This is a genomic window from Vibrio phycocola (genome assembly GCF_054404255.1).
This window is the reverse complement of record NZ_JBTAMQ010000001.1, coordinates 525,809-551,043: the sequence shown is the minus strand read 5'-3', so window position 1 is coordinate 551,043 and position 25,235 is coordinate 525,809. Positions and strand designations below refer to the sequence as shown.

General features: G+C 41.7%; 20 protein-coding genes. 6 read left to right on the top strand and 14 right to left on the bottom strand.

The window, feature by feature from the left end; genetic code table 11:
* Positions 1-33: 33 nt before the first annotated feature.
* Positions 34-1,206, top strand: a complete 1,173-nt coding sequence (locus ACXJY6_RS02635; RefSeq protein ID WP_458767270.1) for a benzoate/H(+) symporter BenE family transporter — start codon at positions 34-36, stop codon at positions 1,204-1,206.
* 162 nt (positions 1,207-1,368) lie between these two features.
* Here the strand turns inward: ACXJY6_RS02635 and ACXJY6_RS02630 are convergent, their stop codons facing one another.
* The 4 genes from ACXJY6_RS02630 to ACXJY6_RS02615 all read right to left on the bottom strand — a co-directional run bounded on the left by ACXJY6_RS02630 (position 1,369) and on the right by ACXJY6_RS02615 (position 3,993).
* Positions 1,369-2,076: a ChrR family anti-sigma-E factor gene (locus ACXJY6_RS02630; RefSeq protein WP_458767269.1), complete on the bottom strand. Its 708-nt coding sequence runs from the start codon at positions 2,074-2,076 to the stop codon at positions 1,369-1,371.
* Positions 2,069-2,713 (bottom strand): sigma-70 family RNA polymerase sigma factor, encoded by a 645-nt coding sequence (locus tag ACXJY6_RS02625; RefSeq protein ID WP_456052705.1) that lies wholly within the window; start codon positions 2,711-2,713, stop codon positions 2,069-2,071. Before ACXJY6_RS02625 ends, ACXJY6_RS02630 begins: the two co-directional genes overlap by 8 nt.
* 63 nt (positions 2,714-2,776) lie before the next feature.
* A complete protein-coding gene (locus ACXJY6_RS02620) occupies positions 2,777-3,409 on the bottom strand; it encodes an LON peptidase substrate-binding domain-containing protein (RefSeq protein ID WP_458767268.1) in 633 nt (210 codons plus the stop codon).
* An 89-nt stretch (positions 3,410-3,498) separates the two neighbouring features.
* A complete protein-coding gene (locus ACXJY6_RS02615) occupies positions 3,499-3,993 on the bottom strand; it encodes a fasciclin domain-containing protein (RefSeq protein ID WP_458767267.1) in 495 nt (164 codons plus the stop codon).
* A gap of 188 nt (positions 3,994-4,181) precedes the next feature.
* On the opposite strand from ACXJY6_RS02615, the gene ACXJY6_RS02610 reads away from it, so the two are divergent.
* Genes ACXJY6_RS02610 through ACXJY6_RS02590 form a run of 5 tightly spaced genes read left to right on the top strand, consistent with a single transcriptional unit; the run spans position 4,182 to position 8,932 of the window.
* Complete coding sequence (locus ACXJY6_RS02610) at positions 4,182-5,570, top strand: cytochrome ubiquinol oxidase subunit I (RefSeq protein ID WP_458767266.1); 1,389 nt, start codon at positions 4,182-4,184, stop codon at positions 5,568-5,570.
* A 12-nt stretch (positions 5,571-5,582) separates the two neighbouring features.
* The gene (cydB, locus tag ACXJY6_RS02605; protein WP_458767265.1) at positions 5,583-6,581 is read left to right on the top strand and encodes a cytochrome d ubiquinol oxidase subunit II; all 999 of its coding nucleotides are present in this window, start codon (positions 5,583-5,585) and stop codon (positions 6,579-6,581) included.
* A complete protein-coding gene (locus tag ACXJY6_RS02600) occupies positions 6,581-6,685 on the top strand; it encodes a DUF2474 family protein (RefSeq protein WP_458767264.1) in 105 nt (34 codons plus the stop codon). Before cydB ends, ACXJY6_RS02600 begins: the two co-directional genes overlap by 1 nt.
* Before the next feature lie 7 nt (positions 6,686-6,692).
* Positions 6,693-7,412: an SDR family NAD(P)-dependent oxidoreductase gene (locus tag ACXJY6_RS02595; protein ID WP_458767263.1), complete on the top strand. Its 720-nt coding sequence runs from the start codon at positions 6,693-6,695 to the stop codon at positions 7,410-7,412.
* Positions 7,409-8,932, top strand: a complete 1,524-nt coding sequence (locus tag ACXJY6_RS02590) for a cryptochrome/photolyase family protein (protein ID WP_458767262.1) — start codon at positions 7,409-7,411, stop codon at positions 8,930-8,932. Before ACXJY6_RS02595 ends, ACXJY6_RS02590 begins: the two co-directional genes overlap by 4 nt.
* A 391-nt stretch (positions 8,933-9,323) precedes the next feature.
* On the opposite strand, the gene ACXJY6_RS02585 is transcribed toward ACXJY6_RS02590, so the two are convergent.
* The 10 genes from ACXJY6_RS02585 to ACXJY6_RS02540 form a co-directional block, all read right to left on the bottom strand.
* A complete protein-coding gene (locus ACXJY6_RS02585) occupies positions 9,324-10,088 on the bottom strand; it encodes an SDR family NAD(P)-dependent oxidoreductase (RefSeq protein WP_456052713.1) in 765 nt (254 codons plus the stop codon).
* A gap of 311 nt (positions 10,089-10,399) precedes the next feature.
* Positions 10,400-12,118, bottom strand: coding sequence for a polysaccharide biosynthesis/export family protein (locus ACXJY6_RS02580; RefSeq protein ID WP_458767261.1), 1,719 nt, complete (start codon positions 12,116-12,118; stop codon positions 10,400-10,402).
* Between the two features lie 2 nt (positions 12,119-12,120).
* Positions 12,121-12,561, bottom strand: a complete 441-nt coding sequence (locus ACXJY6_RS02575) for a hypothetical protein (protein WP_458767260.1) — start codon at positions 12,559-12,561, stop codon at positions 12,121-12,123.
* 284 nt (positions 12,562-12,845) lie between these two features.
* Positions 12,846-14,960 (bottom strand): glucans biosynthesis glucosyltransferase MdoH, encoded by a 2,115-nt coding sequence (mdoH, locus tag ACXJY6_RS02570; RefSeq protein WP_458767259.1) that lies wholly within the window; start codon positions 14,958-14,960, stop codon positions 12,846-12,848.
* Positions 14,957-16,531, bottom strand: a complete 1,575-nt coding sequence (locus ACXJY6_RS02565; RefSeq protein WP_458767258.1) for a glucan biosynthesis protein G — start codon at positions 16,529-16,531, stop codon at positions 14,957-14,959. Before ACXJY6_RS02565 ends, mdoH begins: the two co-directional genes overlap by 4 nt.
* A 300-nt stretch (positions 16,532-16,831) precedes the next feature.
* Positions 16,832-18,697 (bottom strand): DUF2207 domain-containing protein, encoded by a 1,866-nt coding sequence (locus ACXJY6_RS02560; protein ID WP_458767257.1) that lies wholly within the window; start codon positions 18,695-18,697, stop codon positions 16,832-16,834.
* Complete coding sequence (locus tag ACXJY6_RS02555; RefSeq protein WP_458767256.1) at positions 18,697-19,254, bottom strand: LemA family protein; 558 nt, start codon at positions 19,252-19,254, stop codon at positions 18,697-18,699. Before ACXJY6_RS02555 ends, ACXJY6_RS02560 begins: the two co-directional genes overlap by 1 nt.
* Positions 19,255-19,667: 413 nt before the next feature.
* Positions 19,668-21,428 carry an FAD-binding protein gene (locus ACXJY6_RS02550; protein ID WP_458767255.1) on the bottom strand — a complete coding sequence of 587 codons (1,761 nt, stop codon included), beginning with the start codon at positions 21,426-21,428 and terminating at the stop codon, positions 19,668-19,670.
* Positions 21,429-21,438: 10 nt separating this feature from the next.
* On the bottom strand, positions 21,439-23,109 hold the full coding sequence (locus ACXJY6_RS02545) for an FAD-dependent oxidoreductase (protein ID WP_458767254.1): 1,671 nt from the start codon (positions 23,107-23,109) through the stop codon (positions 21,439-21,441).
* A gap of 271 nt (positions 23,110-23,380) precedes the next feature.
* Entirely contained in the window at positions 23,381-24,703 is a 1,323-nt protein-coding gene (locus tag ACXJY6_RS02540) for an MFS transporter (protein WP_458767253.1), read from the bottom strand.
* Positions 24,704-25,235: the final 532 nt, after the last annotated feature.

The window sequence follows — 25,235 nt, the reverse complement described above, 5'->3', positions numbered from 1 at the left end:
TGAATTTTATCACAAAATATAGGATAACCAAGGGTGAAACGTTTCTTTAATCTTAGTCACATGACAGCGGGCTTTACTGCGGTATTGGTGGGTTATACCAGTTCAGCCATCATTATCCTGCAAGTCGCGACCGCTGCGGGCGCTTCCCCTATTCAAATAGAAAGTTGGCTTTTAACACTGGGCCTTTCGATGGGGTTAACTTCTGCGGTGTACTCCTGGTTTTATAAAATGCCTATATTAACCGCTTGGTCGACGCCCGGTGCAGCGATGCTAGTGTACTCTATTGGGCAATATGAAATGGCCGATATCGTTGGGGCTTTTGTTGTATCAGGATTTCTTATTTTTTTAACCGGTTTAATCACACCATTGAGCAAGATGCTAGCGCGAATCCCCTCGCAACTAGGCACAGCAATGTTGGCTGCGATATTACTGCCTTTTTGTATAAAAGGTTTCGAAACCATTGAAACGAGCCCAACTATTTTTCTATGCATGTTTGCTGCGTATTTAATTACAAAACATTTCGTTCCCAAATACACAATGCTAGTGTTGTTAATCGTTGGCTTTGGCTGCGCATCCATATATAACAATACACCATTGATGGTAACTAACTTGTCGATAGCAATGCCTATTTGGGTCGATCCGCACTTTGAGTTTCCAGCTATTGTTAATCTCTCAATCCCACTTTATCTCGTGACCATGCTTTCCCAAAATATCCCTGGCGTGGCGATGATGAAGACATACGATTATGAAGCTCCGATAAAGCCCATTTTTATAGGTACTGGAATAACCAACATCATCTCTGCGCCTTTCGGTGGATTCAGTGTCAATCTAGCCGCCATTTCTGCGGCTATCTGCATGACACCGTCGGTCGATTCCGATAAAACCCAACGATATCGTGCTGTTATTTGGGCTGGCATTTTTTATGTCAGTGCAGGTGTGTTTGCGACCACGGTCGTCACAGTATTTCTCGCCCTTCCTAAAGAAGTCACCGCAATACTGGCTGGATTCGCACTCCTGGGGACATTACTGATGTGTTTGCAATCTGCATTTAAGGACGAGTTAGTGAGAGAGTCTGCGCTACTTACCTTTTTAATTACCCTATCTGGAGTAAACGCCTTCGGTGTGAGTGCAACATTATGGGGGTTGGTTGTTGGGATTATCTATTTGAATGTCTCTAAGAACTCTCTCACTGCCACCATACACTGATACTAAAAATATTATTGGTTAGCCGTACTTGAGCTCCCCGACAAATTCGTTTTTTACTTCAGCCGAACGGGCTCTCACGGGCCAACCAGCGATTAAAACGCGACTGTAAACAATATCAGTTTCATTGATTTCTCACTACTGAATCAAAAAGCTAGTTATTCCCTAATAAATTAGCTTCCCTATCGGATTAATAACCTGACTCATACCCTGCTTAAACTGTAAAGCATCATCTGAAACCGTCAAACAGACACATCCCTCATGTGTGATAGGGGTGTGGGTATGAGCTGTGTTTAGTTCAATATAGTCTCCTACGGAATATCGACCTAGCTCATCTTCGAAACTACCTTGTAATATCAAAGTAATTTCAAATCCGCGATGAGTGTGAGCTGGTATAAGTCCACCTTCACTAATATGCAATAGGCTCGCACGCCTAGCGCCATCATCTAGTTGTAGACGCGCTCGGGATATCTTACCAAACCCTTTCCAATCTTTGACCAAAACCGATCGCATTGAACGTGGTAATGAAATTCGTTTGCCAGCAACATCTATTTCGGTAACAGTAGACAAACATGGGCTCAATTTCTCGGGCTGATCAGACGTAATCTCATCAATCATGTCGATCTCATACTCTTCTAATAATGAGTCATCATCCGAGGAGTCACCAAACTTAAAAGTATCATAACCAACATCGGCCATGTCGCCATCCGACTCGAACGCTATGGACGCCAAATAAAGCGTGTGCTCTTCAACCAGTTTCTGGCATTCTGGGCACATCTCTACGTGTGCTGAAACAACGACAGATACAGAAACAGAAGTTTTTCCTTCAACAAATTGTTTTATAACTTCCGAACTTGGGTGGTAGTTAATCATTTATATCTTCTCCCATCTGAGAACGTATCTTCTCTAAAGCTAACCTCAAACGTGACTTTACTGTGCCAAGAGGTACACCGAGTTGCTTGGATAACTGCTCTTGCGAGAGCTGTTGAAAATAAACACCTCGGAGCACGGCCTGTTGATCTTGAGGTAAATTTATCACTAACTTTTCTACCTGTTTCGAAAGTAGATGATCTGGAAAAACAGTGTGATTAGGATGGGTTAGATCATTCGCTAACGCATTTTCAATAGGCCAAATATCATCACCGATCATTTGTTCATCTCTACTTTTCTGCTTTCGCAAGTAATCGAAAGATGCATTTCTCATTACGGTATAAATCCAAGTCGTTGCAGCGCCTTTCGAATCATCGTATAGATGTGCTTTCTTCCAAACGTTGGTCATTGTTTCTTGTACTAAATCGTTAGCCTGAGCTTCATTGTTAAATTGCTTGATACCAAAATTCTTTATTTTGGGAGCAAAAAACTTAAATAGCTTCGTAAAAGAAACCTTATCTTGGTCTTCTGCAACACGCCTGAGCCAAAGAGACAACTCTGAGTGTAGTGAGGTAGTCTTCGTGATCGACCCCGTTTGGCTATTTTTCATCGTGGCTGTTCTTAACTCAGTCTGATCCATAAATGAGCACTCATATTAGTCGTTATTAAACCATAACGCAGTAGTCAACCAGAACGATCATTATTACGTTGAGTTTTTTTCGCATAGATCACATAGCATTTGGTTCAATTGACTTTGGCCCAAATGGTGAACAAACTTTTCTTTTTCATCTACAGGAATCGGCATAACTTCTAATAAGCGAGAGCTCACCCAACTTGAATTGTTAAAATGTTGAATTTTGTACAATTGATTAAGAACCATATTATCGTTGAATACCTGTTCGAGAAAGAGCGTCAGGGTTTGTATCTGTGAGTTATCTAGATTCGGCTCTCCATCGCCCGAGGACCAATGAGGTAATAATTGAGTTTTCGCATTGAGCAATCCATTATCTTGTCGGAAAAAGCCGTCTAGAGAAACCAATTGTTGAGCTTGAACATCAATCTCCAAAATACCATCTTCTCCTTGGGTGAAATCTATGATGTTGACATGCACACCCCATTTCGAAGAACTAAAATCCTCTTTTTTCTTATATAAAGAAAGAACAAAACCATCGGTATCGTTAGCATTAGAGACCATTGACAAATATTTCTGCTCAAAAATACGTAATCTTTGAACACCACCAGACAATAGGAAGATAGGTAGGGGAAATATTGGATACTGTTCTTTCAAATTTGAAAATTGAACGCTGGGCTGCGGATTTGATTTGGCTGTTGTCATAACGTTAGGACCTGAGGATTTTTATTGGTTTGTGGATTATTTCAAGAAAAATGTAAGTGCGGTGACTTGCCGCACTCAGTATACGAATACTATGGCATTAATACAGAGTCGATAACATGAATGACACCATTGCTCGCCTTCACATCGGTCATGATGACATTTGCATCGTCAACCATCACTGTGTCACCTTTGACGGAAATATCGACATTTGAACCTTGTACCGTCGCAGCACTATCTATCCCAACCACATCTTCCGCCATGACCTTTCCGGCAACGACGTGGTAAGTAAGAATACTCACTAGCTTGTCTTTGTTCTCAGGCTCAAGAAGCACGTCTATCGTGCCATCAGGAAGCTTAGCGAAAGCTTCGCCCGTTGGTGCAAATACCGTTAAATCACTATCGCCTTTGAGTGTATCTACCAAACCTGCGGCTTCAACTGCCGCCACTAGCGTCGTAAAAGAGCCATTTTCTACGGCAACGTCTACGATATCTTTGTGAGTTCCATGGTGGTTAGCAAAAGACGCGGTAGCGAAAATTAGAGAGGCCATCGCAATAGTGCTTACTGTGAGTATTTTCTTTAACATTCTGTCGTTCCTTTTATCGATGATGAAATCATAAAATTATGAATTCAGAGAAATGAACATTCCGTCAATACAAACGAGCCTCTTCAAATTAAGGATCACTTTACTTTAAAAAAATTCGCTTTTAGTGAGTGATCCATCTTTCAAATAAAGTCGTAAGAATGTTTAGTTATTTTGAATCAGGAGCGAAAATGGATACATTAGCGATAGATTTGGCGAGGTTTCAATTTGCCTTCACCATTTCTTTTCATATTATCTTTCCAGCGTTTACGATTGGCCTTGCTTCCTTTCTTGCTGTTCTTGAAGGGCTATGGTTAAAAACGAACCAAGACAAATATATACAACTCTACAAATACTGGAGCAAAATTTTTGCGATCACGTTTGGTATGAGTGTGGTCAGCGGTATTGTTCTAAGTTATCAATTTGGCACCAACTGGAGCGTATTCTCGGACAAAACTGGTCCGATTTTGGGGCCACTTATGGGGTACGAAGTCTTTACTGCTTTCTTTTTGGAAGCTGGATTTCTTGGTGTCATGTTATTCGGGATGAACAAGGTAGGTAAAAAGTTACATTTTGCTTCTACATGTGTCGTCGCTTTCGGTACATTTTTGTCAGCCTTTTGGATACTAGCGGTAAACAGTTGGATGCAAACTCCAGCAGGTTACTCAATAAATGAGGTGGGACAATTTGTACCTGAAGATTGGTTGGAAATTGTGTTCAATCCTTCCTTTCCGTATCGTCTCGTCCACATGATCCTTGCCGCTTATCTTACAACGGCGTTCGTTGTCGCTGCTGTGGGTGCTTATCACTTACTCAAAGCACCACACAACCCTCTAGCAAAAACGATGTTTTCAATGGCGATGTGGATGGCAGCTATCGTAACGCCAATCCAGATAGTCGCGGGGGATTTCCACGGTTTAAACACTCTCGAACATCAACCAGCCAAAGTGGCCGCAATGGAAGGTCATTTTGAAACTCACGATGGAGCTCCGTTAATCCTTTTCGGCATTCCTGATGAAGAAGCTCAGGAAACGAAATATCAAATCGCCATCCCTAAACTCGGAAGTTTAATCCTCACACATAGCTTAGATGGAACAGTGCTAGGTTTAGACGCCTTTCCGAAAGAAGATCACCCGCCTGTCACTATCGTGTTCTGGAGTTTTAGGATCATGGTAGGAATCGGCTTCGGTATGCTTGCTCTTGGTTTAACCAGCTTATGGTTACGAAGAAAAGGTCAATTATACGAGAAACCATTATTTCATCGTATCTGCGTTGCATTCGGTCCTGCTGGTTTTATTGCGGTACTCGCTGGATGGATAACCACTGAAGTTGGTAGACAACCCTATTCGGTGTATGGGTTGCTAAGAACCGTCGATTCGGCTTCACCCATAGACGCCTCTGCCATTAGTGCCTCACTAACCGCGTTCGTTGTCGTCTATTTACTCGTCTTCGGCGCCGGTTTTTTCTATCTTTTGCGGCTAATGCGCAAGTCACCGTCGAAATACGAAGAAGCACCAGATCCAACATTGCCAGATGGAACCAAAATTCCACCTGCAACTCACCCTAACCGTCTCAATTAATGGAGTAAAGACATGGATATTGCACTAGTATGGTATGGCATTATCGGGTTAGCCGTTCTCATTTATGTCATATTAGATGGTTTCGATTTAGGTATCGGGATTTTGTTTCCCTTTGCCTCGAGCGAATCAGAACGTGACATGATGATGAACAGTATCGCTCCTGTTTGGGATGGCAACGAAACATGGTTAGTATTAGGAGGTGGCGGCTTGTTTGCCGTTTTCCCACTCGCCTACTCAGTGGTCATGCCCGCGTTTTATGCTCCGCTTATTATCATGTTACTTGGGTTAGTACTTCGAGGCGTTTCCTTTGAATATCGTTTCAAAACCAAAAGAGGCAAATTTATTTGGGATTCCGCCTTTTTTCTAGGATCCTTATGCGCCACCGTTATGCAAGGGATAATGTTAGGTACACTACTCCAAGGTATTGAGGTAGAAGGCCGCGCTTATTCTGGCGGATGGTTTGATTGGTTGACACCTTTCACCTTGTTTTGTGGTTTAGCAACGATGTGTGCTTACACACTATTGGGTGGATGTTGGCTGATTATGAAGCTTCCTACGGAATTGGCTTCTCGCTACTATGGTTTAACACGTCGGTGGGGTTTGGGAATGGTCGCATGTATCATCGTGGTAAGCATCTGGTTACCACTGACTAACGAAATTATTTTCGAACGTTGGTTTAGTTTACCAAACTCATTACTTTACCTTTCGGTCCCTATTTTAGCTGGGATTTTTATATGGAAACTCTTTAAATCATTACTAGGACATAAAGCACTGCGGGCCTATTTATACGGTGTGGGTTTGTTTTTGGTTTCTGCACTCGGATTTGCGTTAAGTACGTTTCCCTACATCATTCCCTTTGCAGTCACCTACACAGATGCAGCGGCACCAGACACAAGCCTGACGTTTTTACTCGTTGGGACGGTGGTACTGTTACCGACTATTATCGGTTATAGCGCCTACGCTTATTGGGTTTTTCGTGGAAGGATCAATCCAGATGAGGGGTATCACTAATGCATAAAAAAACCAAACAATTGTGCTGGCTTATGGGGATTTGGTTTGCGAGCGTTGCAGCGCTTACAATAGTAGGATTTATGATCCGTCTAGTCATAGGGTAAAGAAAACATGTACAACACTATCGCTATAATCGGAAGCTCGGGAGCCATCGGCAAAGCCTTTACACAGTTAGTTATTGAGAACTATCCGATGGCCGTTGTACATACTTTTTCTCGGTATCCTTCAGCAAGCACACATCAGCGTGTGCTCGCCCATCAGATCGATTATTCGAGTGAACAAAGTATTGCAACAGCAGCGGAAATCGCCAGTAAACATAGGAAGCTCGATCTTGTTTTCGTTGCAACTGGTCTATTACACAACGATACCTTAGCTCCTGAAAAAGCGCTTAAAGATATTACTAGTGAGAACCTCACTAAAATATTTCACGCCAATACCGTAACACCTGCATTAATTGCCAAGCACTTTTTACCAAAATTGAACAAATCCGATCGCTCTATATTCGCTGCTATTTCAGCTAGAGTTGGCAGCATTTCCGATAATCAGTTAGGTGGTTGGTACTCTTATCGAGCATCTAAGTCGGCGCTTAATATGATCATAAAATCGGCGTCAATCGAAATGGGTCGATCAAATAAGAACGCAATAATCGTGGGTGTTCATCCGGGCACTGTCGATAGTTCACTATCAAAACCATTTCAGAAAAATGTTCAGCAAGGTAAGCTATTTTCTCCAGCGTATTCCGCTGAACGTCTATTAGATGTCTTAAACAATCTATCTCACGAGCATAGTGGTGGTTGTTTTGCTTGGGACGGAAAGGAGATTCAGCCGTGACAGCAGTAAGAATGGTCTTAGGAGACCAATTATCGACCTCGATAAGTAGCTTACAAGGAATCGACGTTAAAAATGATACGATATTTCTGTGTGAGGTAAGAGAAGAAACCCAATATGTAAAACATCACAAGAAAAAGATCGCGTTTATTTTTTCGGCTATGCGCCACTTTGCTCAAGAGCTAAAAAATGCTGGATACAAGGTTCGTTATATCAAGCTTGATGATCCTCTTAATAGCCAAAACTTTTGCCAAGAAATAGAGCGTTGTATCAATGAATGTAAACCTGAGCGGATTATTGTTACCCATCCGAATGAACATCGCGTTCTCAAAGATATAGAAACGTGGGAAAAAAGATTTTTTGTTCCGGTCGAAGTTCGCGCCGATGATCGTTTTCTTTGCTCGCCTAAGGAGTTTTCTGAATGGGCGAAACCCAAAAGTCAGCTCAGAATGGAGTATTTTTACCGCATGATGCGTAAGAAGTACAATATTCTAATGAACGATGATAAGCCGGTGGGTCAGCAATGGAATTTTGATGCCGATAACCGAAAGCCGCCCAACGTTGAGATTAACATTCCTCAAACCAGCACTTTTAAACCCGACGCAATAACATCTGACGTATTAAGGCTTGTGGCTGAACATTTCGGTGACCATTTCGGTGATCTAAAACCGTTTCAATTTGCAGTTACCCGAAAACAAGCGTTAATCGTATTGGATCAATTCATCAAACAACGGTTGCCCTTATTTGGTGATTATCAAGATGCAATGATTGAAGGTGAACCATGGATGTTTCACGCGCACATTAGCTTCTATCTCAACATTGGTTTATTGCTTCCAATTGAATGCGTGCAGGCTGCAGAACAAGCCTATATCGATGGCAGTGTCCCTTTAAATGCGGCTGAAGGATTTATTCGTCAAATCATTGGATGGCGTGAATATGTTCGAGGCATTTATTGGTTAAAGATGCCGGACTACGCCAATAAAAACTATCTCGATGCAAACAATAATTTACCTGATTTTTATTGGACCGCCGATACGAAGATGAATTGTCTACGTCAATGTGTAGAGGGGACCCGGCGTAATGCTTATGCACATCATATACAGCGATTAATGGTATTAGGTAATTTTGCCTTGATTGCGGGTATCGAGCCAAAGCAGGTCAATGAATGGTTTCTTATCGTTTATGCCGACGCGTTCGAGTGGGTTGAACTTCCTAATGTATCTGGAATGATTTTATTTGCCGACGGTGGTTACCTAGCAAGTAAACCGTATGCTTCCGGTGGATCATACATCAACAAAATGTCTAACTATTGTAAAAATTGCAGTTATAAAGTATCGGTAAAAAATGGAGAAATCGCTTGCCCCTTTAACTACTTATATTGGAATTTCCTCACGAGAAATCGAGAAAAACTGGCTCAAAATCATCGTTTAAAAATGATGTATAGTACCTACGATAGAATGACTGAAGACAAGAAAATAGCTATTTCCAGTGATACGATTCGCTTCTTTTCTGAACTAGACTAAACATTCCAGGCAACAGCTTTGAACCATTGAACTAGATGTTGGGATACATCGATAAATGATACGTCACCACTCTCCAACTCACCCTGTCGAACATTGGAGTTCTTATAAATAATCAGTTTGACATCAAATAGATGCTTTTTTCTGCGCAAGGAAAAATTAAAATAATAGCCCGAATCTAAAGAAAAGAAAAAAGTGAGCTACGTATAAAAATGGTCATTTTATACGTAGCTATATTTGTACCACGAAACTAACAAACCACACCAACGGTGAATATTAGGTTGGCAAAACGGCGTTGCTTACCTACAAACAATACCAACATCGAGTCGTCATCATAGTACTAGCGGCATTTGCATCAATGTATCTGAAAGGAGGACATTGAGTTTAATTTCTTTTACATTCGGTAAACTCCACCATTCACATCAATCGTCGCTCCGGATACAAAACCATTATATTCGCTCGCCAAATACGTAATCACATGCGCAACATCTTCCGATGTACCTGCTCGGCCAAGAGGAATACCTTTAACCGTCTCATTCGCAGATTCTTCTGTGGTGTGAGTATTATGGAATCTTGTTCCTAAAATTAACCCTGGAGCAACAGCATTAACCCTAATTCCGTGCTCACCAAGCTCCGCTGCTAAAGAACGTGTCCAAGTCAATACCGCTCCTTTAGTCATCGAATACACCAAAGAACCAGAATGTCCGCCACAACGCCCTGCAAGAGAGGCTAGATTAACAATACTGGCACCATCACTTGCCTGTTTTAAATACGGTAGTGCCGCTTGGGTGACATTAAGCATAGTGGTCATATTGACATCAATTACTGTATTCCAGAACTTCTGATCAATCTCAGCCAACCACTTTCTAGCGATAATCCCACCAACATTGTTAACCAAAATATCGATTCCACCTAAAAACTCAGCGGCTTCTGCAATACACTTCTTGGTTTCTTCAGCATCGGTTAAATCGGCGTAGCCAATCATCGCTTTTTGACCTTTTGATTCCGCTATTTTCACCAACTCTTTGGGGCCTTCGTCACCCATAAAATAGTGGACATAAATATCACATCCAGACTCAATTAAGTCTTTAGCTGTAGCAAAACCAATCCCTTGCTCGGCACCTGTAACAAATGCCTTTTTTCCAACTAGTGACCCCATTTTTTTATCTCCTATTACTGGTGTTTGGCTTGCGTGGATTTCGCGATGCTCAGTCAATGTTACTGGTAACAAATTAACCGCAACATTGTGCTATAAAAACCCTAACCTACTTAAATTGAGATAACCGTCATAGAAAGAATGAATTAACAGAGAAATGTTTATTGAGAGAGTTCGTGAATATTAAGAAAAGACCGAAAAGCTGTATCTACACGAAATCAGTGAAAGTGGCCACAATAAAGCCATCACTATAAGTAATGCCTCATTGTGGCCCTCAAATTATAGAAAAGGAAGCCTGATACTTTCCGCTGTGGTTAATCCAACAAAACAACATTCGCGGCAATAGCAATTTGATAAATAACCTGAGTGATATCTTTAACAGCCTGCAGTATTTTAGTATCTGTTTTTGGCAATACTAAAATTTCGTCGCCTTTACGAATGTTTACTTGCTTGTCGATAACCACCATACCATTGCTTCGAATAACAGCAATTCGGCTATCTTCTGCTCTCTCAGTAAAGCCACCGGCCCAAGCAACATAATCATCTATCTTAGCTTCAGGGTTAAAAACGACAGCTTGAGGCATGAGTACTTCACCGGATATTTGTACTAGGTCTGACTTCGGTGGGATAACAATCTGATCCCCCTGTTCAAGCATGATATTGGCTAAATTTCCATCTTCAGAAACAATGACTTTTCCTAAAGGTTCAATAGACCTTGCTCGATCAGTAAACTGCATAATCAATTGCGCTTCTTTAACACGAATTTCTGCCTCATCACCGGAAGCAACTGACGTGGTTAGAACACTTCTCTCTAAGCGTTCAAGCGTCTCCTCGATCATCTCCTTTTGTCGTTCTGCGACACTCTTTCTTAATATATAGATGGCATTAATGTCAGCCAAATCTCTATCGATGGGTACGTAACTAAGCACATCAAACAAACGGGTGGTATTTTTAACCGAGAAGAAAGAAGGGCCCTGATAACTCCCAGAAATCTGAACATCGACGACCTGGACACGTTGATCATCATTAAAAACGACTTTATCACCATCCTGAAGGATAAAGTCCTTAAAGGTAGAGTATTGAATATATTCAGAAAATGGGCCGGAAGCTCGGTCACCCACTATTCCCACATGACTTACCTTTGCTAGTGGGCGGGCATAATCGATCAACTGTTGCCCTTTTGCTTCGGTGTCTTTAAATTCGAAACGAAATGGATTGCGCACTCCACCAGCAACGGTTATCGCGGCTTTCTGTGGTTTGACTAAAATAACATCGCCATCTTTAAAGTTAATAACGGGCATAACGCCAAGTCGAATAAACTCATAAAGATCAACAGTTGCTATCACTCGGCCACGGCGCTTTACTTCAATCTCGCGATAACTGCCTCGCTCAGAGTCAATACCCCCTGCTCTTTTGAGAAAATAAAGAACACTTGAAGATGCCATCCCGGCGTATTGACCCGGTCGAATCACGGGCCCTGAAATATAAACATTCACAGCGGTTGCAGTGAGTAAGTTAACGTAGACACTAACGTTCGTGTAAATCTCTTTAATTTTGGACGTCACTAATGCGTTGACTTCGTTTGCCCGAATGTCTGCGACATATACCGGCCCGATATTAGGAATAAAGATATTACCTTGAGTATCGACGGTAAGTACTTCAGAGAAATTAACCGCCCCCCAAAGCCAAATATTAATTTTGTCACCTGAAGCAATTAGATAATTATCATTTAACCCATCAACGCGTTCGGCTTCAACACCGCCTGCGAATAAATTTGCCCCATAAGGAGGTGGGAATTGCTCGCCGGATGAAGGCAGTAATTCACGCATATCCACTTCAGCCGGTAACAGTAAATTGCTCTTATTTTCTGAAGCATAATCACCCGACTCAAGTGATTGATTCGGCGAAATATTAAGTGAATGAGTGGTGGCTGGGCTCTTTTGATCATCAACAAAATCAGCTGCATAACTGGGTGATGCAGCAATTGTCATGAGGGTAAATATGCAGCTTAAAAATGTACTTATCTTTTTCATGATCACAACTCGATATCCGGTGCTGTATCTCGGAGGCTCTTCACTAAATACCATGTCTTAATCGTTTCATCATCATCAACTCTAAGTGTCGAACAAAACACTCGAGTCTGACTACGATAATCTCCGAAAATGAATGTTTGTTTACGGGATATGACGGCTACGCGACACTCAGAGCCAAGCGCAGAAGTATAAATGGGGCCAAGCTTAATGTGATAGTTAACATGATCAAGAGATTCGCTAGACGTAAGGTTTAAAGCTTCCCAATAATCGGAAGGGACTTCATCCATAGATTGATATCTATTTTCTCCTACCACCAACTGAGTCTCAGCCACAACCTGACGGGGCTTGGAAACACATGCTGTCAGAAAGATCATCAAGACTAACAGAACACAAGATTTAATGACGTCTAACCTATAATCTAACGTTTTAAAATTAACTCTCATCTAGAAATACACCAAGAACCTATTTTCTTCAAAAGATCTATACAATCAGTTGGCGCCAATAAACTGTCAGAGTGGCCTAACTAATTACTCAATTCGGGCTTTATGAATTTAGTCATTCTTGCTTTAATCAGATTCAACGTAACACGAACTTAACCTTGTAACAACAACTCATAAGTTTCGCTAAGTTATTAAAATTACGACTACATTTATAAATTTCATAACCACTGTATTTACAAGTAACTATAATATTAGTGTAGTCGTGATTTCAGTGTTAACAACCAAAGTTAACGTGTTACAGCATCTAATTGTTCGATAGAAGCTCTATCATTAAGCAGCGCCAATGCTTCGTCAGACTCCAACCATTCATCCAATTGATCTAAATCGGACGCATGACGCAGTTTCCACTCAGCCAAAACTCTAGCCGCATCAAATTCCGGTGGTTGATCACTTAATACAGGTAACTGTGCTTTGTGCCACTTATATAGTGATTCATTTTTAACCAAACGATTTAATGCGTGAACCTCTTTTAACGGCGGAGTTTTAGCCATTGCTTTTTCAAGTTCAACCAATATTTTAGCTGGCCGCTTTTCATCTGGAGCTCGCAGTAGCCCTAACACTTTCAAATATTTAGTGCGTTTTTCTCCGCCACTAATCCAAGAAAGCGGTATCGATAATACGAGCCCTATCGTGATCGGCAAAATCCAAAATACAAGTGCATTACTGACTGTAAAGGCAATAGCTGATAGCGCTAACCCAAACAGAGTGTGTAAAGTGTGGCCACGTCTTGCAGATGCCCAACTTATCGCACCATCATCTCTAGACTGAGGCTTCCAACCACTGTCTTTCCCTCGAAATATTCCAATGACCACGCCAAGTTGTGAGACCATAAGTATCGGGGCATACAAGGCAGACATCACCACTTCAAATAGTGTACTCAGAGTCAATAAAATCGGGCCACCGAATTGCATACAACGACGGACATTCACCATTGCAGCAAACCAACCAAATATCTTTGGAGCAAGAACGATCAACATTGAAATGGCAAATAAACTTAATGCACGCTCTGAATCAAATATTGGCCAAGTCGGAAATAATGATGGATTAGAGAAGTATTCTGGACGAATAAACTTAGCCTGAATCGCAATGGCTAGCCCGACAACGATCAATGCCAACCAAAAAATTGCGCTCAAATACGACATAATTCCAGCAAAAATATGCAGCCTAGTCGGCATACAGAATCCTTTTGCGAAGATAAACGCTTTGTGTTGTAAGTTGCCTTGGCACCAACGCCTATCACGCACCATGACGTCACTTAATGAAGGCGGCGCTTCCTCAAACGAACATTCAATATCGGTATCAAAGCGAACGCCCCATCCAGCACGTCGCATTAAAGCGGCTTCTATAAAATCATGACTGAGTACGTGACCACCAAATGGAGCTTTACCCGATAAAATAGGTAGGTGAGCCGCTTCGGCAAACGCGCGAGATCGAATAATCGCATTATGTCCCCAAAAGTTTGAAGATAACCCATGCCATGCCGATAAACCTTCTGCATAAATAGGCCCAAAACACTGATTGGCAAACTGCTGCAAACGGCTATATAAGGTATTCGCAAACACCAGTTTCGGCAGAGTTTGGATCAACCCAACATTTGGAGCTGCGGCTAAACGACGTGATAAAGTAATCATCGACTCAGCGCTCATTATGCTATCGGCATCGAGCACAATCATCGCTTCATATTCACCGCCCCAGCGCTGAACCCAATCACCAATGTTTCCAGCCTTGCGTTCAACATTCTTATGTCGGCGACGATAATAAACCGGGCAATCTTCTGTTTCATCAGCCATGAGATCTAAAAAAGCTTCTTCTTCAGCTATCCAAGCATCCGACCGATTGGTATCACTAAGAATGAAAAAAGCATACTTACCTGGCGATTTCTCGACTAAGTCCGCTTTCATCGCTTCAATCGTCGACTTAATACGGATAGGGTTTTCATTATAGATAGGCAATAGAATTGCAGTCTTAAATTCTGGCTCAATCTCCTGATGCTTTATAATTCGAGGTTTAAGATGTATTACAAAACCGAGCAATGCTTGCGCAAAAGCGAACGATACCCAAATAAAATTCACACTGAACAGTACTAAAAAAAGCAACTGCAAATTGGTGATCTTATTGGTATTAAGCACCCCGTGCATTTCCGTAATACCATATGCAGATAACCCCACCGTTACTCCTAGTACGATCAATCGCGATAGCAATGTCCATAGGCTGTAGAGTAAAGTTTGCTTATAACGCTTAAGTTTGGTGCCGGCTTCTGATACTTGATGACGATTCATCTGAAGGCGCGATTCTTTCGGTAACGCGACTTCATTAAACGTATTGTTGTTTATTGGTTTCATTGTGCCCAATCCTCAGCTACATAACGATAGAGCCAAGTAACCCCTATTGGCACATTGTCCTCAAAAAGCTGCACGCGAAACTCTGATACTTCCGTGTCTTCAGGCGAAAATGTGATAAAAACACGTGCACCGTCGACACCTGGATTAGGCTCAATTCGAGACTCTAAAATCACATTATTGCTTGCACTAGCAGATATTTTAATATTCTTGAAATCATCAAAATTTAGGTGACTATAATCAATCACAATTTCGTTTTTCTCTTCGGATAATTTTTTCCCGCCAGAAGTACGAGCGATGGTTACATTATCCTTAGACTTTGGAAAGCTATCCAGCCATGTGAGCTCATAAGCAAAGGTATAAACCTGGTCTTTCTTCAAGCCATTTTTAGGCTTCCAATACGCAACGATATTATCGTTTGCCTCAAAGTCCGAAGGGATCTCAATCAACTCTACGCTGCCTTCTCCCCAGTCACCTAAAGGCTTAACCCAGATTGATGGTCGCAAATGATATTTCGCTTCAAGATCTTGATAATATTCAAAATCACGGTGAGGCTGAATTAACCCAAACCCCTTCGGATTTTTATCCATAAATGTACTTACTTGTAAACGACGTGGATTGCTTAATGGTCGCCATAGCTTCTCATCATTGCCTCTCACCATGAATAGGCCTTCTGAGTCATGTACGGCTGGGCGATAATCTGCAACATCAGAACGATCGATTCCGCCATGCATAAACATAGACGTTAGCGTACCTAATCCGACATTTTTAATATCGACCCGAGGGAAGAGCACTGCTTTCACCTTCATACGTGTAGGAGCGCCGGGATAAATCGCAAAACGGTAAGCGCCAGTGACACTTTTACTATCTAATAAAGCATGGACCACAATGGCTTGATGGCGGCTAGAAGGACGTTCGATCCAAAACTTCTTAAATAGCGGGTATTCCTCACCTTTCTCTCCGGCGACATCAATCGCCAGTCCACGAGTTGAAACACCATAAGCTTGCCCTTTCGAGATACCTCGGAAGTAGCTTGCTCCTTGAAATACAAGAAATTCGTCCTTGTAATCACTCTTATTTATCGGGTAATGCAAGCGAAAACCAGCATATTTACCTACCTGCTCTAACAACTCTCCGATCGACTCATCTGGGACTTGAAATGACGATTCAGTGATTTCTAGGGGGATAGACTGACTGTTTTCTACTACGTCAATATCAACTAGCTCTCGATAGATATATCCAGGAGCGAACAATTGAACCGAAAAAGGCGTTGATGCTTTTCCCCAAATCGCAGCATGCTGTTGATAATTTATTTGGCGGTAACTCGAGTAATCTAACTGATTCAACGCATCTGGGGCACGTTGAGGTTTAACAAAAGGATGCTGAGAAAGGCGACGAGCGGTATCAACAACCGTCTGACGAGTAAACGACGCATTTTCAGAAATATCAACCTTCGCTTCAGCGTGAACAAAGTGTGTCCACGATAATAAAAACAGCAATAGCATAAAGACTATGCCGCTATGAAAATTAAACCCATCATCTGTTATTAGCTCATTCGATGAATTTGAAAACATACTAAATACCCTTAACTGAAACTTGGAAAATCAAGTTCTACATAACCATAGCGTGTAACAATAAACTGATAAAAATCGATAGCATAAATGGGCAGAATTCGCGTGAGCCGATCTGGTCACGTTAATTCTGCCCATTCAATCAATTTTTATATTAGTAATGTATATATAGTAGAGAATTGATACTTGTGTCAGGCGAATGTTGAATTAAGTTTGGCACTCGAAAAAATTAACCTGAACAATTATTTATAATACATATTAGGACGATTACTCTCACATTAAAGCGCCAAAACTTACTTGCACTTACCAACTACCACCTCCACCTCCGCCTGATCCACCTCCAGACGAACCTCCAGAGGACGAACTTCCACTAGTCCCTTTTGAAGAAGGTGCGGAGGTCATCGACGAAGTCATAGAACTAAAGCGATTATTTAACGTGCTGGTGATAGCCACGGCCCCCATTGCGGAAGTGCTTGCGCCACGATACCAATTTGGTGGCTCCACACTCATACCCTCAAAATGAGTTGACCATTTATCACTCAGTCCGAAAACCATTGCATAGGGTAAAATATTATAAAAATATGAGGGATTTGATTCGAATAAAGCTTCTAGCTTGTCTTTTTCCGCCGTCTTAATAAACTCTTTAAAACCAAGAACTTGCTCAAGTACCTTATCTCCATATCGAGTACGGCGCGACATAATCGAAACAAAAATACTGGTGATTACGCTCGCAAGAATAGCAACGCCATACTGAACCAAGGAAATATCCCCTTCAACAGTACAAAGTATCGCGAAGAAGACTGATGAGAAGCCACCGAAAATGGCAACAAATATAATATTGCGTTTCTTCCCTTCACCGGAGAGAACAGCTCCAAGCGTTAAACTCGGAATCACGAGGAACAAACTAAAAGGGATAGAAAATATAAGTGCTGGCACCAGATCACCCATAAAATCTAAAAAGCCTTGAAACAGTAACGTGATGATCGGTAAGGCCGCAAGTACGGTGGTTAACCGGCTATAGCGCTCCGTACCTTTCGCATATATTCTGCGTTGCTTATGATCGGTAAAGCTCTTAGTGATCTCCTTTTTCACCTGACGCACATTAGTGTAAAACTTATGCGTTAAGTCGAGCGTCGAAACAGAGTTTCCATCACCGTATTGAAACAGTTTGGCAAACAGCGTTTTTTCATAATCTTTTGCATCGTTACCGAGACTCTTTATTCGTGTCAGTCTAAGTGATTTACCCTTAAATCGTGACACCGTAACTGAATCATCTTCAATCTCTAGGTACCCTTTCTCAGCCCAATAAATAATCAACGACGTCACGTCTTCATTATCCACTCGGCCGTCAATAACATACCCAATTTCAGCAGGAGTCATACCTTGTGGAGGATCAAACTCAACAGTAGGAAACAATGTATTATCTCGCCCCTTTAAATACCAAATAGCTGCTGAAATGAGAATAACCAGTAAATATAGGGGATAACCTAGGATAAGGGAGAGCAACCAATCTGGTTCTCGGTGTTTCACCGCACCGACCCAATAACCTTCAGGTAGAGGCAACGCGAGCGTTAGCCCTTGATAATGATCTAACGGCTTCAAGGTACGGCCAGAAATCACATTGCCATTTACTTGCCATTCTACCTTACTATTATCCGTTGAACCGAAGTCTCCCGAGGTAACGTTGACATCGTTAGCGTTGAAAGATTTAGGCAACCGAACATTGAATTCAACATTGGCAATAGTGGTTCCCCACTGATTTCCGATCAGGTTATGGTTAAATTCATCCATATCAGAAAGAGCATCTGCACCAACATCGTAGGTATAAGTTATGCCGTAACGTTGCTCGCCCATAACATATGTATCAGCCGAGCCAATTCGTATCGTTGCAGAGTCGCGCTCTTGATTAACGGTGAAATTATGATTTTGTACGGAAACATTGCTAAGTTCGACTCGCATATCGTCGAACTGCAATGGTATCTCCCGGAAAATACCATGTCGCTGTGCCGAGAAATCTACCTCTATCACTTCAGTAATATTGTAGGCATTGTTTTCCAACACCTCGATATCAACCTGATAATGATCAATAACAAAGTATTCATCGGCATAGGCAGCACATGTAGATATGCTAACTAGCAGAAACAGTAAAATCGATCTCAATATATTCATTAGAATTTTACTTCTACATTTTTGCGTTCAGCAGCGTCAATCTCAAAATAATCACGCTTCTCCAGCTTCATCATCGCCGCAACAATTGACGCAGGAAATAGCTCACGTTTGGTATTAAACGCTTTGACTACCGCGTTAAAGTACTTACGCCCTTGCATGATGTCATCTTCAACTTCTTCGAGTTGGTTTTGAAGATTGATGAAGTTCTCGTTCGCTTTTAAGTCTGGATAAGCTTCACTCAGCGCAAATAAATTTTTAAGTCCTGCAAACAGTGCATTTTCGTTAGTCTGTCGTTCTGCCTGTCCTGAAGAGTTCATCGCCATGCTTCGAGCTTCAATAACGCGAGCAAGTGTTTCCTGTTCATGGGAAGCATACCCCTTCACCGTCTCAACTAAATTTGGAATGAGATCCCAGCGTTTTTTCATATAAACATCCATGGTTGCAAAGGACTCTTCCACTTTATTACGCAGCCGGATAAAATCGTTATAAGTCACAATGAAATATGCTACGACCACAATAACGACAGCAACCGTCGCGATAACTCCTGTACTAATCACTCTGCTTTCTCCTGTTTTTTCGTTTAATCGTTCACACTGAATACCACAATGTTTATTCCAACATACGTTCATTGCTGTTAGCTAAAATCTACTGGTTGTACAACAAATTCCACACGTGTGTTATCTGATTCTATTCAGTTGAAGATATCGGTATTAGGGAATATTAAATGAGTTTTGGCAAGAACGACACTACGGTTTACTCTTAGTTTTCACATTGAGCACCCGTTTACATAATTGGAGCAATCATTAACTTAATTAGATTTTTTAGGGAGATTGATAAAAATTCGATTTATAAGGGCTTTATTTATAAGGCTGTTATTTATATCAGAATGAAAAAATCGCCCAGCATAACTGGGCGAAAATGGCAGTATTACTAAACAAACACTTCAGAGCGTTGGTAGAACAAATCTCGGTTAACTTAGCCCAAGCTCTTCAATATATTTTTCTTCTTCAGGAAACGCGAAATTGTATTTCTCGCGATAACTTAACTCTGGAGATGGGTGCCATTTCTCGGGGATTTTCTCCAAATCAGACTCAACATGACCATCCTCATTTAAAGTGAGTGTCACCCACGCAAGGAAGTTCTTGTCATCTCGATATGGGTAATCCTCTCGATAGTGAGTACCTCGGCTCTCTTTACGAGCCATACCAGCTATTAATTTCATCTCCGCATTGAGCAACATGTTGCGACACTCGTGTGCATTGCGAAGCTCATGAAAGTTTTCGACTTTTAAGTTATTGGCAAATTTCTTTTGTAGGTACTTAATCTGTTTGAGTGCAATCTCCATACGATCTTGGTCTTTTACATACAGCACGTAGTAAGGGAACATGATCCCCTGCATCAAACGCGTCACCCAGTTAGGGTTATAGCCCTGGTGATTGTTGTATGGAAAAATCACAGCTTGCAGGTATTCATTCAAACGTTCAGAAGTAAGCTTGGGCGCTTCTTGGGTTTTAATGTATTCGGCGGCAGCCCATCCAGAGCGAGCACCCTGAACGGATGAACCGGAAGATGAGGAACCAAAGCCTGAATAACCCGCACCATTTTGCATCGAACACATTGCATCGCCTGCAGCCCAAAGACCTTCTACGCTAGAGCGTCCATTGATATCTTGAGGGAAAACACCTTCTCCTTTGTGATTTCCCATCCCAACGGTTGAGAATCCTTTAAAAGGAGGAGGACCGCCCACTGGGTGTCCTGGAGGCGGTGGCGGTAAACCATCAGGTATGCCCATTGGCGGCTTCTCGCCTTGAGCGATCCCTGGTGGTCGCGCATAATCGGGATGGATAGGAAATCCTCCGCGATCAAAGCCGATTGCCATATCGGTTCTTAAACCTAGAGCAGAACCATTGAGTTTATTTGGATCAAAAGGACCATCTTGGCTCGGTGGACCACCACCTAAGCTAAGTGCGCTTTTTTTCTCTTTTCTTTCTGGATAGAGATAATTATAAGGCATTGATGGGTGCGCATCATTGAACTCTTTGCCTGAAATTTGAGCACCGGCACGAATGGCCATTGCATCACCATCAGCCGTTGCCGAACTACATGGGTAGCCCATTCCTACTGGTTTAAGCGACGATGGTCCGGTACAGAGGATAGTCGCTTTAGCTAATACAGCATAAGGTTGCCCCGATTCCATATGGAACCCTATCCCGCCAATAACCTTATCTTCATCTTTAAGTAACTCGACAAACATGACGCGTTCAAGCATTTCGACGCCAACCTCAAGCGCTTTACGACGCATTGGGTCACCACCACCAACATGCTCTACCGAACGTGATACTGATCCCGGTTGATAGTAATATGGACGTCCACCTTCATGTTCATGGGTAAGCCCTGTTTTAGTGCCCCAAGATTGAAGTTCTAACAAACGATCCATCGATTCGTCCATCAACAGATTGGAAAAATCTAAGTTATTGAGGTACTCGCCTGACAATACAAATTGCTTAATGTAATCTTCTCGGGTTAGCGCACCATCAAAGTCATCCCATACAAACCAAGAGTTTGCCCAAGGTGTTAAACCCGATCGACCGGTACGTCCCTTAACCGCCATAATCACATTAGCACCGGCCTCTGCCGCTTTAATCGAAGCAAAGCAACCAGCAAAACCACCACCGACAACTAACACATCGGTTTCTAACGTAATTAGCTCAAGATCTTGTTTCTTTTTCATGACTGAACTCCTACTTATCTGCTAATGCGGTGCCAAGCTGCACGACATCAAAATTGTGTAACGAGGTCATATAAGCACCATCGGTGATTTCAATACAGTCTGCCGGACAGTAATGAGCACACAAGCGACACACCTGACAATCATCGACAGCGGCAATGGTTGAACGACTACCGCAAGTGAGACAGCGTTCAGATTCACGTTGGACTTGAGCTCTAGTAAGGTTTTGCGATGTTTCTTTGAAATTATTGATCCGTTCTTGTGCACACGTCTTATTGCGCTCTTGGCGAACGTCAGTGTAGAGGTTGTGATTTTCAGGTACATCCTTAGACATAGGACGCTCTATATCAAGGCCAACGGCCAACTCTTCACCTTTGAGATATTGATCAACAACCGCAGCAACCCGTTTTCCCGAAGCTAAAGCTCGGACGACGGTTGTTGGACCGGTAACCCCATCTCCCGCGGCAAATAGGTTGTCGGAAACCTGCAATGTTTTACTGTCTGCATTGATAAAACCGCGTTGAGTTGTATTAAAATCTGTCGGAACCAGCTCACCATTGGCAGTTTGACCAATAGCCATAATGATGCCATCTACGACTAGCTCTTCGACAACATCACTGCCAATACAAGGGTTAAAACTGCGGTCTTCATTACGCACAGAGGAACATTCAACCAGAGAAATGGCGTGCACTTGATCCTTGTTTAACTTGAATTCTTTTACCGAACGCTGAGTATGGAAGATAATGCCTTCTTCGTGGCATTCTTCAATTTCTTCGGTCAACGCCAGCATGGTATCTTTGTGACCTGGTTGAATGCGTTCTAAACAAACCACATGAACTTCTTTCGCTCCTAAACGTAACGCGGTTCTTGCGGCATCGAGAGATACAGACCCACCACCTATCACCGCAACTTTCGTTGGGATATTTTGAGAAACGTCAGTACGGGCATCTTTAAGAAACTGAATCGCGCTGGTGATATTTGCAGCATGACAACCAGGAACATCTAGCGTCATAGGTTTAGCAGCACCAACTGTTGCGATAAAGGCTTTAAAGCCCTCGGCTTCTAGTTGATTCTTCGAAACATCCTTACCGACTTGGGTCCCGAGACGAAACTCGATACCCATCGCTTTGTAATAGTTTATTTGCGCTTCGATGGTTTCATTAGGAAGACGAAATGCAGGAATTGAGTATTGTAAAAGTCCACCAGGTTTAGGGTCTTTTTCAAATACTGTTACTTGATAACCATTTTGTGCGAGATTAAATGCTGCACTCAATCCAGCAGGGCCTGACCCAATCACGGCCACTTTATCTCCTAAGCCATTGCCACCCGCCGTAATATTATTCAACATGTAATCACCTAGGTACTGCTCTAGACCATTAATGTTAATTGGGCTGTCAACTTGTTGCCGGGTACAGTTGCTTTCACATGGATGAGGGCAAACTCGGCCAGTGATGGAAGGCATAGGGTGACGTTGCTGCAGTATAGTAGCGGCTTCATTCATCCTGCCTTGCTTCATTAAGTTGTGATATTCCCGTTGGTCAAGTCCTAATGGGCAATCATTACTACACGGAGATACTTCAATTCGACGACTTGATGTATCCAAGCGAAAGACATCCATTGGACAAGACTCAATACACGTTCCGCATCCAATACATAGCTCTTGGTCAATACTCGCTACTGGCATAAATCCTCTTTATTTGTCGTAGAAATCTAATAACCAAAAATATTTAAATTCGACTGGTTATTAATTCCAAATAAGAACAAAAATTTACAGTTTATAAAATTTAACAATTGTACTAACAAGCTTTAACAACATTGTTTTATTAAGAACAAATAAAGTTCATCGATATAGTTAAAATTAAACTTATAAAAACCATTTTAAATTTTAAAAGGCTAGATTTAGTTAAAAATCGAGTACAGAAAATATTTCAATGTACTCAATTTTCCACGCTAGCTTATTCGATTATTGCTTGCCCCGCTTTTAGCTTTGCATTATTTCTTTCACGCTCTTTATCAACTTCCATATTCTCTGCATCATGGGTTTTACCTGTGAAAGCAAATAACACCGCTGCTAATATCGAGAACGGCGCTAGAAGAAGGAAAACGGTTTCGTAAGAACCCAAAATCCCAAACATAATCGGTACGTAAGCAAACGCGAAACTAATCGCGAGTGACTGAAATATGATCCAATAGCGATTTACATTTAGGAACTCTCTTCGACCAACCAAGTAGGCTAGATGAGATGGCATTAAGTTCGGAGTTCCACCAGTCCCAATAGCAATGCAGAGTATTGATAGGTAGTAATATCCAATGCTTTCAGCCGAACCAAATGCAAAGCCAATAGGACCGAAAATAGTAATTACAGCAAAGACAACACACGCTTTTGTTGTGCCAACTTTGTCGCTAAACCATCCCCAAAAATACGTTAGAGGGATCCCCATAAGAGACGCTACCGTCATCATAAGTAATGCTTTATTGACCTCGATGCCACCAGATGTGAGCACCGGCACGATTTGGACGACTAATCCAAGATTCACGATGGTGACAAACCCCCAACCAAAACAGTAAAACCATATTTCCTTAGTTTTTAATACTTTAACTAATGACCATTTTGATTTAAATTCGCGCATTGCTTTGATTTGTTTGAGTTCGGCTTCCGTAAACGGGATACCATCTGGGTCAAGACCAACCTGCTCTGGTGCGTCTTTTATAACAAAAAATCCAATCAATCCCATGGCAGTGAAAATGGCACCGACACTTGTATATAGTGCAGTAAAACTAAAATGCTCAATCAAGTGGTAGCCGATCGGTGTAAACGTAGCAGTACTAAAAGGCGCAGCTATGGTGACAATCCCAAATGCTTTCCCACGATTTCGGACAAACCAATTCGAGATCAAAGCGCCTTGAGATATGAATATTGCAGGTGTAAAAATACCAATAATAATGTTGGCAGCAACAAACTGCCCCATGGTCTGCGACATGCCCATTCCAGCAATTGCCAGACCAACCAAAGTAATACTTGGGGCAGTTACATTTCTAATCCCCTTTTTAACCATAAGCGTGCTAAGAACTACGCCACTAATAACGGCAAGCAATTTCACAATAGATACTTTGGCAACAACGTCGCTCGGGTTCCAACCAAATTTTTGTTCCAGTGACGGTAAGATAAGGTTCATACTTTCAGGGCCAGCTGTCGCCATGATGAAGTAATAAACTACAAACAAGTAAAATATTAAAAATATCGCAAATACTTTAAATGTGCTTGGGGTTCGTTCCATTTAAATACGTCCTAAATGTAAATTATTAAAGCTAAAGTGATTAATTAAAAAATAAAGAGATAACTAAATGTTAAATCTCATAACAATGCGTGTGACGTCTCTTATTATTTAATGACCATATTTTTCACTTCATGGAAACTAAATTTAACAATTAAGGAGATTCGAAAGACTAAAGAACGAGATACCAGCAATTTGTAATGTTTGATACGTTTGCTTAGTTTTGTAAAACGCTTCATTTATTTTCAACTCGGTAATACTAAGTGACTCATCAATGCTCAATTTGTGATATCCAGGTTGTTACTTCTCTCCAACTAACAGCCTACTATCAACAAACCGTTAGATACCTACTAGTTAGCTATCTAACTATCAGAGTAAACAAACATGAAAAAAGAGAAAGGACTTTTATTGCATAATTTGAGGTGTATCACTTCCTAGTAAGGTGTGGAAAGTAGTTAACTAGGAAACAATATTATTTGCTTGATCAATATCAACATATGTTTAGATTTCAGCGTCGAACAGGCGCATTATTTTG